The organism is Exiguobacterium sp. s122 (assembly GCF_018618475.1).
Taxonomy (GTDB): domain Bacteria; phylum Bacillota; class Bacilli; order Exiguobacteriales; family Exiguobacteriaceae; genus Exiguobacterium; species Exiguobacterium himgiriensis.
On record NZ_JACSMD010000001.1, the window covers coordinates 297,768 to 313,663 of the forward strand.

15 protein-coding genes are annotated in these 15,896 nt (G+C 50.8%); 5 read left to right on the forward strand and 10 right to left on the reverse strand.

Going from position 1 to position 15,896, the window contains the following annotated elements; translation table 11 throughout:
• Position 1: 1 nt before the first annotated feature.
• The 3 genes from KNP92_RS01615 to KNP92_RS01625 all read right to left on the reverse strand — a co-directional run bounded on the left by KNP92_RS01615 (position 2) and on the right by KNP92_RS01625 (position 2,954).
• Positions 2 to 1,180 carry a sensor histidine kinase gene (locus KNP92_RS01615; protein ID WP_214835941.1) on the reverse strand — a complete coding sequence of 393 codons (1,179 nt, stop codon included), beginning with the start codon at positions 1,178 to 1,180 and terminating at the stop codon, positions 2 to 4.
• A gap of 298 nt (positions 1,181 to 1,478) precedes the next feature.
• Complete coding sequence (locus KNP92_RS01620) at positions 1,479 to 2,180, reverse strand: peptidoglycan DD-metalloendopeptidase family protein (protein WP_251136358.1); 702 nt, start codon at positions 2,178 to 2,180, stop codon at positions 1,479 to 1,481.
• 207 nt (positions 2,181 to 2,387) lie between these two features.
• On the reverse strand, positions 2,388 to 2,954 hold the full coding sequence (locus KNP92_RS01625; RefSeq protein WP_214835947.1) for a YdhK family protein: 567 nt from the start codon (positions 2,952 to 2,954) through the stop codon (positions 2,388 to 2,390).
• A 185-nt stretch (positions 2,955 to 3,139) separates the two neighbouring features.
• Here KNP92_RS01625 and KNP92_RS01630 point away from each other — a divergent pair, with 185 nt between their 5' ends.
• Together KNP92_RS01630 and KNP92_RS01635 are read left to right on the forward strand one after the other, a co-directional pair.
• Positions 3,140 to 5,146: a copper-translocating P-type ATPase gene (locus KNP92_RS01630; RefSeq protein WP_214835950.1), complete on the forward strand. Its 2,007-nt coding sequence runs from the start codon at positions 3,140 to 3,142 to the stop codon at positions 5,144 to 5,146.
• Positions 5,147 to 5,206: 60 nt separating this feature from the next.
• Positions 5,207 to 6,166, forward strand: a complete 960-nt coding sequence (locus KNP92_RS01635; protein WP_214835955.1) for a F510_1955 family glycosylhydrolase — start codon at positions 5,207 to 5,209, stop codon at positions 6,164 to 6,166.
• 37 nt (positions 6,167 to 6,203) lie between these two features.
• Here the strand turns inward: KNP92_RS01635 and KNP92_RS01640 are convergent, their stop codons facing one another.
• From KNP92_RS01640 to KNP92_RS01650, 3 genes are read right to left on the reverse strand one after another with little or no spacing between them, the layout of a single operon-like run.
• Positions 6,204 to 7,622: a sensor histidine kinase gene (locus KNP92_RS01640; RefSeq protein WP_214835958.1), complete on the reverse strand. Its 1,419-nt coding sequence runs from the start codon at positions 7,620 to 7,622 to the stop codon at positions 6,204 to 6,206.
• Positions 7,619 to 8,296, reverse strand: coding sequence for a response regulator transcription factor (locus tag KNP92_RS01645; RefSeq protein WP_034808685.1), 678 nt, complete (start codon positions 8,294 to 8,296; stop codon positions 7,619 to 7,621). The genes KNP92_RS01640 and KNP92_RS01645 overlap by 4 nt, the downstream gene beginning before the upstream one ends.
• Positions 8,297 to 8,319: 23 nt before the next feature.
• Positions 8,320 to 9,804, reverse strand: a complete 1,485-nt coding sequence (locus KNP92_RS01650) for a UDP-N-acetylmuramoyl-L-alanyl-D-glutamate--2,6-diaminopimelate ligase (RefSeq protein ID WP_214835961.1) — start codon at positions 9,802 to 9,804, stop codon at positions 8,320 to 8,322.
• A 156-nt stretch (positions 9,805 to 9,960) separates the two neighbouring features.
• On the opposite strand from KNP92_RS01650, the gene KNP92_RS01655 reads away from it, so the two are divergent.
• Positions 9,961 to 10,464 (forward strand): DUF305 domain-containing protein, encoded by a 504-nt coding sequence (locus KNP92_RS01655; RefSeq protein ID WP_214835964.1) that lies wholly within the window; start codon positions 9,961 to 9,963, stop codon positions 10,462 to 10,464.
• Between the two features lie 141 nt (positions 10,465 to 10,605).
• Here the strand turns inward: KNP92_RS01655 and KNP92_RS01660 are convergent, their stop codons facing one another.
• Positions 10,606 to 10,779, reverse strand: coding sequence for a hypothetical protein (locus KNP92_RS01660; protein WP_214835967.1), 174 nt, complete (start codon positions 10,777 to 10,779; stop codon positions 10,606 to 10,608).
• 44 nt (positions 10,780 to 10,823) lie between these two features.
• Positions 10,824 to 11,756: a TerC/Alx family metal homeostasis membrane protein gene (locus KNP92_RS01665; RefSeq protein WP_214835981.1), complete on the reverse strand. Its 933-nt coding sequence runs from the start codon at positions 11,754 to 11,756 to the stop codon at positions 10,824 to 10,826.
• Between the two features lie 242 nt (positions 11,757 to 11,998).
• On the opposite strand from KNP92_RS01665, the gene KNP92_RS01670 reads away from it, so the two are divergent.
• Positions 11,999 to 12,835, forward strand: a complete 837-nt coding sequence (locus tag KNP92_RS01670; protein ID WP_214835983.1) for a Cof-type HAD-IIB family hydrolase — start codon at positions 11,999 to 12,001, stop codon at positions 12,833 to 12,835.
• Positions 12,836 to 12,855: 20 nt separating this feature from the next.
• Here the strand turns inward: KNP92_RS01670 and KNP92_RS01675 are convergent, their stop codons facing one another.
• Complete coding sequence (locus KNP92_RS01675) at positions 12,856 to 13,290, reverse strand: Rrf2 family transcriptional regulator (protein ID WP_214835985.1); 435 nt, start codon at positions 13,288 to 13,290, stop codon at positions 12,856 to 12,858.
• A gap of 147 nt (positions 13,291 to 13,437) precedes the next feature.
• Here KNP92_RS01675 and KNP92_RS01680 point away from each other — a divergent pair, with 147 nt between their 5' ends.
• The gene (locus tag KNP92_RS01680; RefSeq protein WP_214835987.1) at positions 13,438 to 14,298 is read left to right on the forward strand and encodes an SDR family oxidoreductase; all 861 of its coding nucleotides are present in this window, start codon (positions 13,438 to 13,440) and stop codon (positions 14,296 to 14,298) included.
• 34 nt (positions 14,299 to 14,332) lie between these two features.
• Here KNP92_RS01680 and KNP92_RS01685 read toward each other — a convergent pair whose 3' ends face one another.
• Positions 14,333 to 15,862 (reverse strand): methyl-accepting chemotaxis protein, encoded by a 1,530-nt coding sequence (locus KNP92_RS01685; RefSeq protein ID WP_214835989.1) that lies wholly within the window; start codon positions 15,860 to 15,862, stop codon positions 14,333 to 14,335.
• Between the last annotated feature and the right edge of the window lie 34 nt (positions 15,863 to 15,896).

A 15,896-nucleotide genomic window follows, 5' to 3' on the forward strand; every position in this document is an offset into this window, starting at 1 on the left:
ATCATTCGTATACTTCTCGTTCTGGGGGCGGGAGCGTCTCGGTTACGGACGCCGGATAGAAATAAATCGAGAACGTCGTCCCTTCCCCATACACGGAATCGGCCTGAATGGCCCAACCGTGTGCTTCAGCAATACGCTTACAGATGCGAAGTCCTAATCCCGTCCCTTTAATTGGACGATGGGCATCGGAATCGACGCGATAGTATTCGTCAAAAATATGAGGGAGTGCTTCTTCCGGAATCCCGATTCCAGAATCTGTAACGGATAAGACGAGCGTACCGTCTTCGTCGGTGACATGAATTTTGATTGTGCCACCGTCGGGGGAGTATTTAATGGCATTCCCCATCAGATTATGGATGAGTTGCAACAATTTGTCTTGATCGGCGTTGAGCGTTACATCGTCGTTCGCGGTCAAGACGATGCGATGCTGCATGGAAGTCGTGTCGTAACTCGCGACAATCGTTTCGAGCACCGGTTTCAGTTCGAATGTCTCTCGATTGAGGAGCTCTTCTGAATAAGAGACCCGCTGGTAATCGAGGAAGTTGTCAACGAGGCGTTCGAGTCGTTCGGCTTCTTGTTTCACGAGCTTCAGCATCGCATGCGTCTTCTCATCATCGGTATGACGATAGGTGAGCAGTTCGGCATAGCCGGTAATTGCTGTGAGTGGCGTACGGAAGTCGTGCGACAGTTCGGCCAAGAACGCGTCTTTTTGTTCTTCAAAGCGAATCGCTTCCGTGTCGTCACGCCACATAATGAACACACCCCGTGGTGTCGTCATAAAATTAAAGATCAGTTGCAAAATGCGCTCCCCGACTTGAATGCGTCGGGCGTCCATTTGTGGACGCTCGGTGAAGCGTTTGTCGAGCAGCTCTTGCCAGAGAAGTTTGACGACGTCCAGATCCGCACCGTTCTGTTCAAACTTTTCAAGAAAGAACGCCGACAGCGCCTCCATGCTACTGAAGCGTCGGGTCGGCATCGACGGACAGAGTTCACGTAAATGATCGTTCGAATAGAGATGATGACATGTGAAGTCGATATAACAGACAGCATCTTGTGCTTCATTGACAATGGAAGCGATAGGGATGGTTCGAACGGTGGAATGGCGGATGTTACGATGAGATCGTTGTAGATTTGAATGACCGTGGCGACGGCGTGCCGAAAAGTAAGCCTTTCGTTTCATCGTAAACTTAACCTCCCTTCGTCTTACATTTGAATTTCATCTATAGGTTATCTATAGGTTCAGGAATATGAATACAAAAGATATGTAAATACCTACTCTTATTATACGTTAACTTGTCTAACGCCCATAGCTGACACAAAGTCCTATTGAAAACGATGCAAACTTGGGCGGGACAAAGTGAAATGATAAAAAATATATAGAATACATGTTTCAATTCCACCAAATGACCTATGTGAATCGTAAATGGCAGAAAAATCACACGAAAAAACCCCCATCCGATGGAGGATGGGGGGAAGGGTCAAAAGAAGTTATAAGGGTTAAGGCTATTCGCTGGCGCGCTACTGCTGTAGACGTACGGCGACTTATGGACTTCGAAGTGAAGGTGGCTACCGAACGAGTTGCCAGTGTTCCCGACCGTTCCGATCGTCGCACCGCGTAAGACGGTCTGTCCTTGGACGACGTTCAAACGGTCGAGGTGGGCGTAGACGGTCGTATACGACTGACCATTGATTTGATGGGTGATCATAATGTGGTTCCCGTAGGCACCGGCGTTACGGGCGACGATGACCTGACCGCCAGAAGCAGCCTGGACCGGTGTACCTTTCGCTGCGGCGAGGTCGATGCCGTTATGGAACGTGTAGCCGTAAATGCCGCTCGCCGGACCGTACTTTTGCGTCAATGTGCCTTTTGTCGGCATGAGGAGCGTCGCCGCTGACGTCGTTTGGAGCGTCGTGCTCGTGTAAGGCTTAAGGAATGAGCTCGAGACGTAGCGAGACGTGCCGTTGTAATTGATTTTTGTCCAGGCGGCCGTCGTGCTTTGAGCCGAGAACGTTTGACCCGTATTGACGGTTGCGACGACAGGATACGTCGTTCCAGGGCCGGAGCGGACGTTCAAATTGTTCGTCGTCACGACCGCTTTATAGTATGTGGATGCTTCGACCGGTGTCGAGGCAGGGGTGATTAGACCGATGGTAAGTAGTACGCTTAATGTAATTGTCATTAATTTCTTTTTCATGATTATGTAAATCCCTTCGCTGTTAGAAAGTGGTACAATGCGACATTAGCAACCTTATAAAGAAATTTTACCATCAAAAATATAATTTAATATTTCATTTATATTTCAAAAAAATATATTGACATCCTAAAAAGAACCTATCTAACTCGGACAGGTTCTTTCTGATTGTTTTATAGATTGTGCGACGTTCCTTTAGTTTGCAGAAAGCTCGTCTTCCGTCACCCATTTGTGGTTCGTCACGCGCTCCCCGCTGTCGAGCTCGAAATCGACCATGTAAACAGTCGTCTCTTCAGCCGAGTCGATTGTGGCAGTGGCACCGCCCATCCCCCTCATATGTTCAGCATCGACCGTCACTTCGTCACCCGGCTCGTAAGCGTCGGCTTTTGCGTCAACGATCTCTTCGTGAATGATCCATTTATGGTCACGTACGCGTTCACCGCCATGCATGGGATCATACGAGATGCTATAGACGACTGTATCGTAGGCGCCGACGATGGTCGCCTCGGCTCCCTCCATTCCAGGCATATGTGCCTCCGTGATGATTGCTTGATCGCCGACTTTGAACGTCGGGTTTTCAGCTTCTTGGAGATCAGTCGGGACTTCACCAGAACCGGACATGTCCATCTCGCCATGATCCATCTCACTCATCGATTCGTTAGGCATGTCGTCCATCGTTTGATCGTTCGTACCGCAAGCGGCGAGTCCGGCGCTTAAGGCAAGCGTCATCGTCAACGCCGTGATTTTATTGTTTAGTCTCATGTGAATTCCTCCTGCATAAAAAGATTGTCAATCATTTGGTGAAACAAGCTGCACTCCACGTTTAGACACGCATCATTAAGTGACTGTACTCTCTTTATAGCACTCGTTTATGAAATATTTGTTAAATCAAAAAATTGAGTTTCATATACTGTATAGGGGTATATGGTATATAGGAGGTGATCGACATGGACCATCATGACCATATGCATTCTTCTCACAAGGAAGCGGATAGACGTCATTCAGACGAAACCGGTCATGATCACATGATTGGAATGTATAAACGTCGATTTTATGTATCGCTCGTGTTAACGGTGCCCATTGTCATATTGTCAGACATGATCCAACAGTGGGCGGGATTTGAACTCACATTCGCCTATGAGAAACCCCTTTTGTTTATCCTATCGACCATTGTTTATCTGTATGGAGGCGGACCGTTCTTGAAAGGAAGCCTCGTTGAATTACGAGATAGAAACCCGGGCATGATGCTGTTGATCGGACTCGCCATTAGCGTTGCGTATGTTTATAGCGTGGCCGTCGTCGTTGGATACGGGCATGGGCACGACTTCTTTTGGGAGTTAGCGACGTTGATTGTCATCATGTTGCTCGGGCATTGGGTAGAGATGAAGTCCGTGATGGGTGCGTCGAATGCACTTCAACAACTTGTCCGACTTCTGCCGAGCGTAGCCCACCGCGTGAATGATGAAGGTGCTGAAGATATACCAGTGGCAGACGTGAAAGCAGGAGATTTGATTTTAGTTAAACCAGGCGAACAAATCCCGGTCGACGGGGAAGTGGTCAAAGGACGAACGACCATCGACGAATCAATGCTGACCGGGGAGTCCTTGCCGATTGAGAAAGAACCGGGGCATCCTGTGATTGCGGGTTCCATCAATCAGGAGGGAAGCGTGACGATTCGGACGACAGGGACGGGTGAAGGGACGTACTTGTCCAAAGTCATTGAGTTGGTACATGAAGCGCAACAGTCGAAGTCGCGCACACAAAACCTTGCCAACCGTGCGGCAAAATATCTTTTTTATATCGCAATCGGTGCCGGATTATTCACTTTCTTCGTTTGGATTGCGCTTGGCTATCCGGTTGGCACTGCCGTCGAGCGGATGGTCACGGTCATGGTCATCTCATGTCCTCATGCACTTGGGTTGGCGGCACCGCTCGTCGTGGCGGTCTCGACAAGTATATCGGCGAAGCGTGGCCTGCTCATTCGCAATCGCACCCAATTTGAAGAAGCACGTCACTTGGATGCCGTCATTTTCGACAAGACGGGAACGTTGACGCAAGGGGATTTTGGTGTGACGGATATCGAATCGATGGCACCTAATACGGAAGAAGACGTGTTACGTTTTGCGGCATCAGTCGAAAGCGCTTCGCAACATCCGCTCGCGAAAGGCATCGTGCGTGAGGCAACCCATCGATCGTTACCGTTGTTCGAAGTGGACGCGTTCCGTTCCATGACCGGCATCGGACTTGAAGGCTTCGTGAACGACGAGAAAATCCAAGTCGTCAGCCCTCGCTATATGCGTGATGCTGGAGAACCGCTCCCGGAAGAAACGTTTGAGCGATGGTCGGCTGCCGGGAAGACGGTTGTGTTTATTTTAAAAGATGACCAATTCATTGGCATGATTGCCTTAGCGGACATCGTGCGCGATGAGGCGCGTGAGACGATTCGAGCGTTACACGATCGGGGCATCCGCTCCATCATGTTGACAGGAGACAATGAAAAAGTAGCGAACTGGGTAGCGTCACAGCTTCAAATGGATGAAGTCTATGCCGAAGTCTTGCCAGACGACAAATCCCGTCAAGTCCAGACGGTTCAAGCCGACGGTAGTAAAGTGGCGATGGTGGGAGATGGAATCAATGATGCACCCGCGTTGGCGCAAGCAGACGTCGGCATCGCGATCGGCAGCGGAACCGATGTGGCTGTCGAGACGGCGGATATCGTCCTCGTTCGAAGCAATCCGAAAGACGTGTTGAACATTCTTGAGCTGTCGCGTCGAACGTATAACAAGATGGTTCAAAACCTTTGGTGGGCAGCAGGATACAACATCCTCGCCATTCCGTTAGCAGCCGGCGTCCTTGCCCCGTTTGGCATCCTACTGTCACCAGCCATCGGTGCGGTGTTGATGAGTTTGAGCACAATCATCGTGGCGCTCAATGCCCGGACGCTTCGAATTTAACAATTCTTTCATCTTTAGACGGTACACTGAGAACGATGCTGAAGATGGAGGAAAAAACACATGAAGAAAACGTTGAGTCTGTCAGTTCTTTTGGCGACCGTATTATTAACCGCTTGCGCGAGCACGCCTTCGAATGAAATGACACCTGAACCGGAGGCGCCAGAAGCCGAGGTGGAACAAGCGTCACCACAAAATGAGACCGACAATTGGCAACAAGTCAAAGCCGACGCGGCGATCACGCACATCCATGGTGCCGGGTTTTGGCAGGAAGATGCCCGTCCAGTCGTAGCGACGCACCATGGGTTGATGGAGTATCGTGAGGACGGCTGGTATGAGCTCATGTCAAACCGACATGATTATATGGGTTTTGAGCTCGTCGAAGATGGATTTTATGCGAGCGGGCACCCTGAACCGCAATCCGCATATAAAAATCCGCTCGGTGTCGTCCGCGGTACCGACCGAGGAGAGACGCTCGAAATCCGCTCGCTCGAAGGGGAAGCGGATTTTCATCATATGAGCGTGGGGTATCGTTCCGAAAGTCTATACGTCTATCTAGAAGAACCGACAAGTGAGTTACGACCGGGCTTTTATCGTTCCCTCGACAAAGGTGAGACGTTTGACCCGATGAAGATGGAAGGGACGGCTCGACACGGGATTGCCGGTCTTCTCGCCGACTCCAGTGAACCGCGACGTGTGTATGTGTACGGTCCGAACGGGATGCTCGTCTCAGATGATGGGGGCGATACGTTCGAAGCATGGATTACAGACGAGCACATCCTTCTTGCCGCGAAAGACGACACGACACTCGCCTACGTACGCGAAGCGTCTGTTTATAAACTCGTCTTACAAAAGGATGAAGGAGAGACGGTCCTTCCGTTACCTGACTTAGAAGCGGGAGCGCTCCCGCTTGAACTCGCCATTAAAGAGGGACGTCTCTTACTCGCCACGTCTGACAATAGCGTCTACTTGTATGAAGATGGGGACTGGGTAACGCTTTTACAAGCAGGAGCAGTACCCTAATCTTTCCATGGGGTGAGTCCATCATAAAAATGAGCCGTTACCTGTAGACAGGCAGCGGCTCATTTTTTAGGAGGGGGAGGACGATCGTAAACGTCGTGCCCGAATGATTGGAGGCGACATGTAACGAACCTTCATGATATTGGATAATTTGTTGCGCGATGGCGAGCCCGAGCCCGCTTCCACCCGTTCGTCTCGAGCGGGACTTCTCGACGCGATAGAGACGTTCGAAGATATATGGTACGTCTTCTTCAGGGATACCTCTACCGTCATCCCGGATGGTGAATAGAATCGTGTCTTGTTTCAAAGTGCCATCGAGAGTGACATGGGTCGCCCCGCTATGCTCGATGGCATTATGCCCGAGCGCACGGAACACTTGGATGATTCGATTATGGTCGATGCAAAGCGGCACATCGGCCATATTCGCAAGGCGACTCTCGAACGTGATCGGGGTGACACGAAACATGGAGGTGAGGACACGGGTCAAATCAACACATAGTTCTGAAACCATGATGTCCTCCTTATGGAGTGTGAACGTGTTCTCGTCAAGTTGAGCGAGCTGAAACGCATTCTCGACGAGTTCCGTTAACGCTTGGCTCTCCTCTAAAATCGTTTGAATCGATTGCTCCTTCAGTGCGATGGGTGTTTGAGGTTTGGATGCAATCTCGGCGTACCCTTGTAAATACGTGAGTGGTGTTTTGATCTCGTGGGCGAGATTGGAAAGAAATTGATTGCGCTCATTTTTTAAACGCACCAGCTCGAGCGACATCGATTCAATGGAGCGGGCGAGTTCCCCGATCTCATCGACACGTGACGTCGGGAGGGTGAGCTGATCCGGTCGCGTCAACACGTTCTCGGTCGCTCGGCGAAGTTGCTGAATCGGATTCGAAATGAGTCGACTGAGCAAGAGGAACGTCAATGCCGTGACGATGAGCGCGATAGCGGTGATGTACAGGAAGCGAACCTGTAAGCGGTGGCTGATGCCGTGGATGATTTCGGTCGGTAGGAACATGTACACATAGCCATACCGTGTCGCCCCATCCATCGACTCGATCGGCGTCCGAACGGCAAGATACGGCTTGTTTTCCCAGTCCGTCTCGAGCACGACTGTTTCATCGAGCGTAGTCGGATTAGAAACGTCACCGATGAACCCTGACAAGACGTCCGGGAAGCGATTGGATGTGTCGAGTACCGTCTGATCCGGTGCGACGATGGCGACTTTCGTGTCGGTTTCGCTTTCCATCGTCGCGACATGCGAAATCGTCTCTTCGTCAAAACTCATCGCCAGTACACTCGCGTGGCTTTCTGCCCGTGACTCGAGCCGGTCCATCTCCTCGACGACCCGCTCCCCGAGCAACGTGTGATACAAAAGGATGAACAAGACGCTTTCAATGAGTAATGTCGTCAATAGAAAGACGAGACTGATTCGAAACGGGAGACTATTTCGCCAAGGCATCATGATGGATCCCTCCCCTCGACCCAGCGGTATCCCCGTCCCCACACGGTCTTCAAATAATCATCGATCGGAAAACCAGCCTCCCCGAGCTTATCCCGAATCATGCGGATATGAGCGTCGACGGTCCGGGGATCGGATTCTGAAGAGTACGGCCAGACGAGGTCGTACAAATCCATGCGATGATACAAACGGTTCGGATGCTCGAGAAACAATTTTAAAATCGCCGTCGCTTTTGGAGTTAGGACGACTTCTTGTTCCTCATAGAGCACACGGCCGCTCGGTTCGTCATATCGCAGCGGACCATAGCTGACGTTCGTGAGTCGGCTACGGCGTAACACGGCACGAATCCGGGCGAGTAAGACGTTCCCATCGAACGGTTTCGTCACATAGTCATCGGCCCCGGCGTCTAAGCCGCGAATCGTCGTTTCACTGTCGGACCGCGCCGTCAATAAGACGACGGGTAAGTCCGCATCTCGCTTTTTCAGTTGACGACAGAAGGTGATGCCGTCCACGTCCGGCATCATAATATCCAATAAGACTAAGTCAGGACGTTCGGCCATGAGTTCAAGCGCTTCGGCCGCGTCGCTCGCCTCGAGACACGTATAACCGTCGCCTTCGAGAAAGAGTCGCAACAGGCGGCGCATCTTCATCTCGTCATCCACAATTAGTATCTTCATGCATTCCCTCCCTCCTTTTCTTCTCAACCTTCAGTTCGTGATGCATCTCCAGGTTCCCTTTCGTTTGGGTAGAAACGATGGATGAGGGCAGGTTCGTCACACGGAATCAATTCGCCGTCGATACGTTCGATTCGATCATGTCCTTTTCCGAAAATGACGCCACAGTCATAGTTCGGAAGCTGTTCGGCGAACGCACGGATGGCGTCGTGCCGTGTTGGATGAACGGACAGCGGAGGGAGGGCAGACTGACCGAGCGCTAAATCGTCAAGAATCTGTTGTGGGGCCTCGCCTCTCGGATCGTGGACCGATAAAATATAGTCCGCTCCCGACTGTGAAACAATCTCTGTCATCCCGCTCCGCTTTGAGCGGTCCCGCTCTCCGGCGGCACTGAGCAGGACGAGGACGCGGGTATGACGTTCGGTCAACACTGTGACAACTTTCTGAATCGCATCTGGCGTATGCCCGTAGTCGACATAGGCGAGGGAAGCGATTCCTTCGATTCGTTCGAGCCTTCCGCTCGGCAAGCGAAGAGAGGCAAGATGCGGTGCGGCGTTTTCAAGCGACACTCCGGTCGCGAGGACGATTCCGAGCGCGCACAGCAGGTTGTCGAGGTTGTACGTCTCTTTGAACGGAGGTATGACGGCAATGAATTGTCCTTTCGTACTAATTGACAATCGATCGCGGTCAAGTTGTCTAAACAAATCAGCAGAAGCGTCGTGTCGACTGTAGTAGCTTCGTTTCACGTCGCCAGGTGTCGCGCTGTCCATCTGTACATGGAACGGGTCATCTCTGTTAAAGAAGACATGGCCGTTCGTCTTCACTTGTTGGAATAGGCGTGCTTTCGTCTCCGCGTAGGATTCTATCGACCCGTGATAGTCGAGATGATCCTGGGTCAGGTTCAGAAAAGATGCCGATTGAAAAGAAAGTCCAGTGATTCGGGATTCAGCGATTGCCTGAGAGGAGACTTCAATCACGCAGTCGGTGATTCCCGCTTTAACCATTTCATTTAGATGACGGTTGACGGTCAACGGGTCGGGTGTCGTGTTCGGTGTCGTAAACGTCTGACCGGCGTATTGAATCCCAAGCGTTCCGACCCACCCGGCTTTCATCCCGAGAGCTGTGAAGAGTTGATATGCAAGCGAGGTCGTCGTCGTTTTCCCGTTCGTCCCCGTGACCCCGTGTACACGTAAACGTTTAGAAGGCTCGTCATAAAACGTCGCCGCGAGCTCGGCCAAAGCGATTTTGGTATCTCGACAATAAATGACGGGTATAGGCGCATCGATTGGTCGTTCCGCGACGATGGCGATGGCTCCGTTTGCGATGGCTTCATCGATGAAGTTGTGTCCGTCATGCCGGTGTCCGGTTATGCAGACGAATAAATAATTTTTTTTTATTTTTTTCGAGGAGAAAGCAATCCCTTCGATGAACGTTTCATTCGAACGTTCCAAATACGTCCACGTGACAATCTGGCTTAGCCTTGCCATAAAGTGTTGTAAAGTGTTAAGCACGAGGCGTTCTCCTTTTTCTAGTAAGTCCATTTTGACAGTATAGCCGTCGTTTGTGAAAAAGAAGTGAAATCGAAGAAACGTAAAAATAGCTCATGTTTTTGATTCAGAAACAGTGGAAACATAGTGTTAACCATACAAAACAAAGGAGGAATCCATTTGAATCCATACGTAAAATTTGGGGTCATGATTGGCGTCTCAACGTTTCTCATGTATTGGCTCATGTATTTGAACGTGTTTCAGCTCGACCACATCCTTTTCAGTCAAACACGACTTTACATGGCACTGATTATGGGATCGGTCATGGCATTCGTCATGATGCTTTTTATGTGGGGGATGTACAAAAATAAGAGACAGAACGCAGTCATTTTAGGGGTTAGCGCAATCGTATTTGCCGTCTCGCTTTGGCTCGTCCGGAGTCAGACGACGGTCGACGACGTCAGTTGGATGAAAGCGATGATTCCACATCACTCGATTGCGATTTTAACGAGTGAACGAGCGGAAATTGAAGATCCGCGTGTGAAACAACTATCAGAAGAAATCATCCATGCGCAAGAACGGGAAATTGCCGAGATGAAGCGATTGATTGAAGAGTTGGAAAAAGAAGAGGGAACAGCTAAAGCAGATGTGCAAGTGCCTACTAAGGCGGATAGGAGCGAATAAGGGGGACCTATACATTATGTTTTTATCAGAAAGCCGTCGGTCATAAATGGACCGACGGCTTTTCGTGTATTGGTACGCGAAGAAAACGTAAAGTAAGATGAACTTTCTTCAACAATCGACACGTTCTTGATTATACGTTACTTAACGAACTTGTGGCATGTCGTCACGCGAACGGCGATTTGACAAGTATGGTGTGATTGCGAAACCGATACCAAGCAATGAACCGACGACAAGTCCGATCATACTATCGGTCAAGAGCATGAATACAATGCCGAACATGAATCCGATACTTATATCTCCAATCCGGTCAAACATGTTGCACCACCTTTTTTCATAGACGAAACCATTACAACTGAACGTTAACTCGTCTCTCTTTTACGCATGCTTCCCTCGTTAGGTTTCGTTTTATAAAAACTATAGACGACACTGATCAGAATCACGACGATGATCACACCGAGTGACATCCAGTTCGGCATCTTGTACACATCCCCGAATACCATCTTCGTTCCGATGAAGACAAGCATGAAACTGAGTCCGTGTTTCAAATAGTAGAAGCGGTCAATCAAGTTGGCGAGGACGAAATAGAGGCTACGGAGTCCGAGAATCGCCATGATGTTCGCGTAGAAGATGATATACGGGTCACGCGAGTACGCGAAGCTAGCGGCGACCGAATCGACGGCGAAGACGATATCCGACAGCTCGATGAAAAGGAGCGCGATGAAGAGTGGTGTGAAAAATAGCTTTCCGCCTAGGCGCTTCACAAACTTACCCGAAGAGATGTCTTGTGTGAGCGGCAAGCGACGTTCGAGCCAGCGAATCGTCTTGTTCGCTTCGAGCGACTCCTCCTTCCCGATGTTCTTGTACATCATCCACCCGGTATAGACGAGGAAGGCACCGAACACGTAATAGACCCAACTAAAGTTCTCCAAAAGCGACACACCGGCGACGATGAAGACGGCTCGGAAGAAAATCGCGCCGAGGATGCCCCAAAACAACACCTTGTGCTGGTATTTGAGCGGGATGGCGAAGTAGGCGAAGACGAGCGAAAATACGAACACGTTGTCAATCGCGAGCGCTTTCTCGATAAAGTAGACGCTTGCGTACTCGGTCGCGACCGCGCTCCCTTGCGAGTAGAACAACCAACCGCCGAAGGCGATGGCAATCCCGATCCAGACGAACGTCCACGTCCATGCCTCGCGCATGGACACCTCGTGGGCTTTTCGGTGAAATACACCTAAATCAAGTGCGAGCATCACGACAACGAGCAGTAAAAACCCAATGAGTAGGGTCAACAACTATTCCTCCTTTTAAGTTCAAATGAACCTCTATATCATTAATTTAAGTTCATTTGAACTTAAAGTCAAGTGTCGAATGTCATTTCATCATTTTGACAGGAGGAACGCACGAGCGGTATGCTGGAAACGAACCGCATATCGTTAGGATTGTTACTGACTTGCAGGCAAAACCTAAATCTGGCGCATCCATTGCGTCTGGTTTAGGTTTTTCTTTTTTTACAGGGAAGGGGAGATAAAGTATGCAAAAAATCATCTTTTTAGACGTCGATGGCACACTCGTCGATGAACACGGGAATATCCCGGAATCAGCTAAGGAAGCCGTTCAAAAAGCCAGACAAAACGGCCACCTCGTCTTCTTGTCGACGGGGCGCTCGAAAGCGGAACTGTTCCCGGACATACTCGATGTCGGCTTCGACGGCATTATCGGGGCAGCTGGTGGCTATATCGAGCTTGAAGAGGATATCTTGTTTCATCAACACGTATCGACCGAGGATTTAACCCATCTCGTCTCGTTCTTTACGGAACATGGCATCGATTTCTATCTCGAATCGAACGACGGTCTGTACGCCGGTGGAAATGCGAAAGCACGGATCGCACAACTGATCGAGGACTTGATGACGAGCAACCCGGAAGCGAGTGCGACGATTGAACGGGGCTTGAAACCGTTCCATGACGCGATGAAGGAAGGGGTTGACCTCGTCCGTCCGAACGTCAACAAAATCTCGTTTCTCGGTTCATCAATTCCGCTTAATGTCATCCAAAGCGAGTTCGCTTCTCGATTTACCGTCATCCCGAGTACCGTTGCCGTGTTTGGCGCCAACAGCGGCGAGCTGTCCATTCCAGGCATCAACAAGGCGACGGCGATTGCAACGCTGCTTGAACATCTAGGGCTCGAGCGATCGCAGACGTTTGCCTACGGAGACGGGTTGAACGACATCGAGATGCTCGAGTATGTCGAGATCGGTGTCGCGATGGGGAACGCCAAACCCGAGGTGAAACGGGTCGCGGACGACGTGACCGACGCTTGTGAAGCGGACGGGCTCGCCAATAGTTTTGAAAAATACGGACTCATATAAAAAAGCCAAGGAACCGGTCGTTAGGTTCCTTGGCTTTTTGTGGCGACGTCTTGGACGATATCGGCGAGCGTCACATGCTTCAATACTGATTCCATCGCCGATTGGGCGTGAATAAAAATCGGTTCAATCGTCGTTTGGATATGTTGACCGACAGGACATGCCGGATTCGGATTGTCATGGATGCTGAACAACTCGTTCTCCTCGACGACGTTGACGGCTTGATACACATCATATAGTGAGATTTCGGTCAATTCTTTCGTCAGTTTGGCGCCGGCGACGCCGGGTTTCACTTCAATCAAGTCGGCCTTCTTCAACATGGCCATGATTTTACGGATTAAGGCAGGGTTCGTATTAACGCTCCCGGCTAAATAATCAGACGAGGTGACGCCGTCCTTGTTGAACTCGATTAACGTCAAGATATGAATGCCAACTGCGAAACGGCTACTAATTGACATAAGCCACCACCTTTCTGAACTGTCGTGTAAGCGAATTGGTTACATCTTCAGTATAACAGGGAACAAACAATTGACAAACGAAGATGCTGTAACTATGATGATTACATGTAACTGATTTGATTACAGGTTAAAGGGAGGAAATAAATCATGAAATATTTAGTCACAGGGGCGACCGGGAAACTCGGTTCGAAGATTGTCGATTTCTTGCTTGAATCCGTACCGGCAAGTGAAGTGGCCGTCAGCGTCCGCAACCTAGAGAAAGCGTCACTATTGAAAGAAAAAGGCGTCGATGTGCGTCATGGCGACTTTGACAAGCCGGAGACGCTCGAAGCGGCGTTCAAAGGGGTCGAGCGACTTCTCATCATCTCAGCAGACGGGGACAACGAGACGCGGATTCGTCAACATGCGAACGCGGTCGAAGCCGCAGAGACAGCAGGGGTCAAGTTCATCGCCTATACGAGTCTCGCGGATGCCCAGCAGAGTCAGAACTTGATGGCACCGCCGCACGTCGAGACGGAAGGCGCCATCGAACGGACGGGAATCAAGCATGCGTTTCTACGCAACAACTGGTACTTAGAGAACGAACTCGGGAGCATCCAAGGCGTCCTTGCCGGCGCACCTTGGGTGACGGCGGCACGTGATGGGAAAGTCGGATGGGCGCTCCAACGAGATTATGCGGAAGCGGCGGCAAACGTCCTCATGTCGGATGACTTCGATCAAGAAATCTTCGAACTCTCCGGTCCGCTCCACACGCAAACCGAGCTTGTCGAGGCGCTCAGCGAAGTCCTTGGGCGAGACGTCGCACTCCAAGAAGTGAGTGCCGAGGCCTACGGTGACATCATGCGCGGTGCGGGCGTGCCGGAAGGGGCGATCCCCATCGTCGTCGGCATTCAAGACAGCATTCGCAACGGGTCGCTTGAAGTCGAGTCGAACGACTTTGAATTGGTGCTCGGGCGGCCGGTGACCCCGCTGAAAGAAGCACTCAAACAGTTAGTTGACACGTTATAAAAACAAGCCGCGACAGTAAAGTCGCGGCTTGTTTTTATGTGTTGGCCCGTTGTTCGAGCTGACTCGTCACGACGTCGAGCGTGTTCGCAGTCGAGGCGAGACGGTCCGACATGTGACGCAGTTCTTTTTGGATCGCGACTTGTTCTTCTGTTGCTGACGCGACGTGCTCGATTTGGTGTTGCAGCTCGCTTGCGGCATATTTCGTCGAGGCGAGACGAGTTTCAAGTGCGCCCATTTGAGACGTCACGTGTTGACGGGTCTCTTGGATGGATGTGATTTGTGCATCGATTTCAGAGACATCCTCGGTTAAGCGGGTGAAGACGGCAGTGACATCTGTCGTGACAGTTTGACAGTTCTCCGTCGCATGTTTGAATAGCTTCGCTGAATCTCGAACGACTGTCGTGTCTTCCATTAATCCGCCGAGTACCCGTGTCATCTCAGATGCGTACTCGCGGGATTGAACGGCGAGCTTCCCGACTTCGGCCGCGACGACGGCGAATCCACGACCGGCTTCCCCTGCACGAGCCGCTTCGATTGAAGCGTTCAAGGCGAGCATGTTCGTCTGTTCAGAAATGGTTTCGACATGTTGCAAGATGGCTTGAATCTCACTTGAACGGTTCGACATCGTCGTGACGACGTCATCAAGTCGCGTCGATTCCTGGATAATCTCTTCGACTTTTGCTTCCATGCGTTGCATGTCGCGATTTCCGGCGATTGCATCCGACGCGATGCGCGACGAGGCGTTTGCCGTCTGGGCCATACGCTCTTGAATGAGGGCGGTAAGGGAGCGGATGGCTTGAATCTCATCGGCACCGTGGGTCATCGATGTTTGTTGCTCGGTCGCATGGGTCACAATCGGGTCGACCGACACAGCGATTTGTTCTCCTGACGTCAGCGATTGACTCGCGGCAGCCTCGAGTTCCACGGCATGTTCTTTCAATGACGTCACGAGACGGCTCGCGTCTGCGACCGCCTGGTCAAGTAGGCGTCTCGTCTCATCCTCGTTCGCTTTCACGCGGGCAGCCTCGACGTTTCTGAAATGAATCTGTGCGATGAGCACCGCGCTCAACAAGAGTAAATATACGGCATGGACGAGTAGTAAACTGAACGGATAGTCGCTCGTTCCACAAATGATCTCAGGAATGAAGAAGTATCCGACTAAATGTTGAACGGCGAAGATGAGGGTGCTATAGACAATCAAGTCGATTCGGCGCATGAACGACAAGATGGCCAATACGACGAAGATGGAGAAGTGGTACTCGACGAGCCCTTGTCCACCAGCGACGGTCGAGATGCTCGCGAACGTCAACGTCAGCATCATCCAGTATGCGAACGAGCGATGGTGTTTCTGCTCGCTCACCAACATGAAAACAAAAAATATAATCGGGACGAGGAACAACATCCACGTCGCGGTTGAATAGGGGTAGCCTGTGACGCCGTTCCGAAGCACGGTGTACGAATAAGCGAAATCGGTGAAGCGGTGAAGCAGATGAACGGTGACGGACGTCAACACGATGACGAACGTCGTGATCAGCATCAAGTGGTTCCGTTTTGTTAGACTCATGGCAATTCCTCACATTCTAGTTATAGTTCGTTCG

Excerpts from the sequence above, each read along its gene's own strand:
- KNP92_RS01615 (WP_214835941.1), bottom strand. The coding sequence starts at position 1,180 with ATGAAACGAAAGGCTTACTTTTCGGCACGCCGTCGCCACGGTCATTCA.
- KNP92_RS01620 (WP_251136358.1), bottom strand. The coding sequence starts at position 2,180 with ATGACAATTACATTAAGCGTACTACTTACCATCGGTCTAATCACCCCT.
- KNP92_RS01625 (WP_214835947.1), bottom strand. The coding sequence starts at position 2,954 with ATGAGACTAAACAATAAAATCACGGCGTTGACGATGACGCTTGCCTTA.
- KNP92_RS01630 (WP_214835950.1), top strand. The coding sequence starts at position 3,140 with ATGGACCATCATGACCATATGCATTCTTCTCACAAGGAAGCGGATAGA.
- KNP92_RS01635 (WP_214835955.1), top strand. The coding sequence starts at position 5,207 with ATGAAGAAAACGTTGAGTCTGTCAGTTCTTTTGGCGACCGTATTATTA.
- KNP92_RS01640 (WP_214835958.1), bottom strand. The coding sequence starts at position 7,622 with ATGATGCCTTGGCGAAATAGTCTCCCGTTTCGAATCAGTCTCGTCTTT.
- KNP92_RS01645 (WP_034808685.1), bottom strand. The coding sequence starts at position 8,296 with ATGAAGATACTAATTGTGGATGACGAGATGAAGATGCGCCGCCTGTTG.
- KNP92_RS01660 (WP_214835967.1), bottom strand. The coding sequence starts at position 10,779 with ATGTTTGACCGGATTGGAGATATAAGTATCGGATTCATGTTCGGCATT.
- KNP92_RS01670 (WP_214835983.1), top strand. The coding sequence starts at position 11,999 with ATGCAAAAAATCATCTTTTTAGACGTCGATGGCACACTCGTCGATGAA.
- KNP92_RS01675 (WP_214835985.1), bottom strand. The coding sequence starts at position 13,290 with ATGTCAATTAGTAGCCGTTTCGCAGTTGGCATTCATATCTTGACGTTA.
- KNP92_RS01680 (WP_214835987.1), top strand. The coding sequence starts at position 13,438 with ATGAAATATTTAGTCACAGGGGCGACCGGGAAACTCGGTTCGAAGATT.
- KNP92_RS01685 (WP_214835989.1), bottom strand. The coding sequence starts at position 15,862 with ATGAGTCTAACAAAACGGAACCACTTGATGCTGATCACGACGTTCGTC.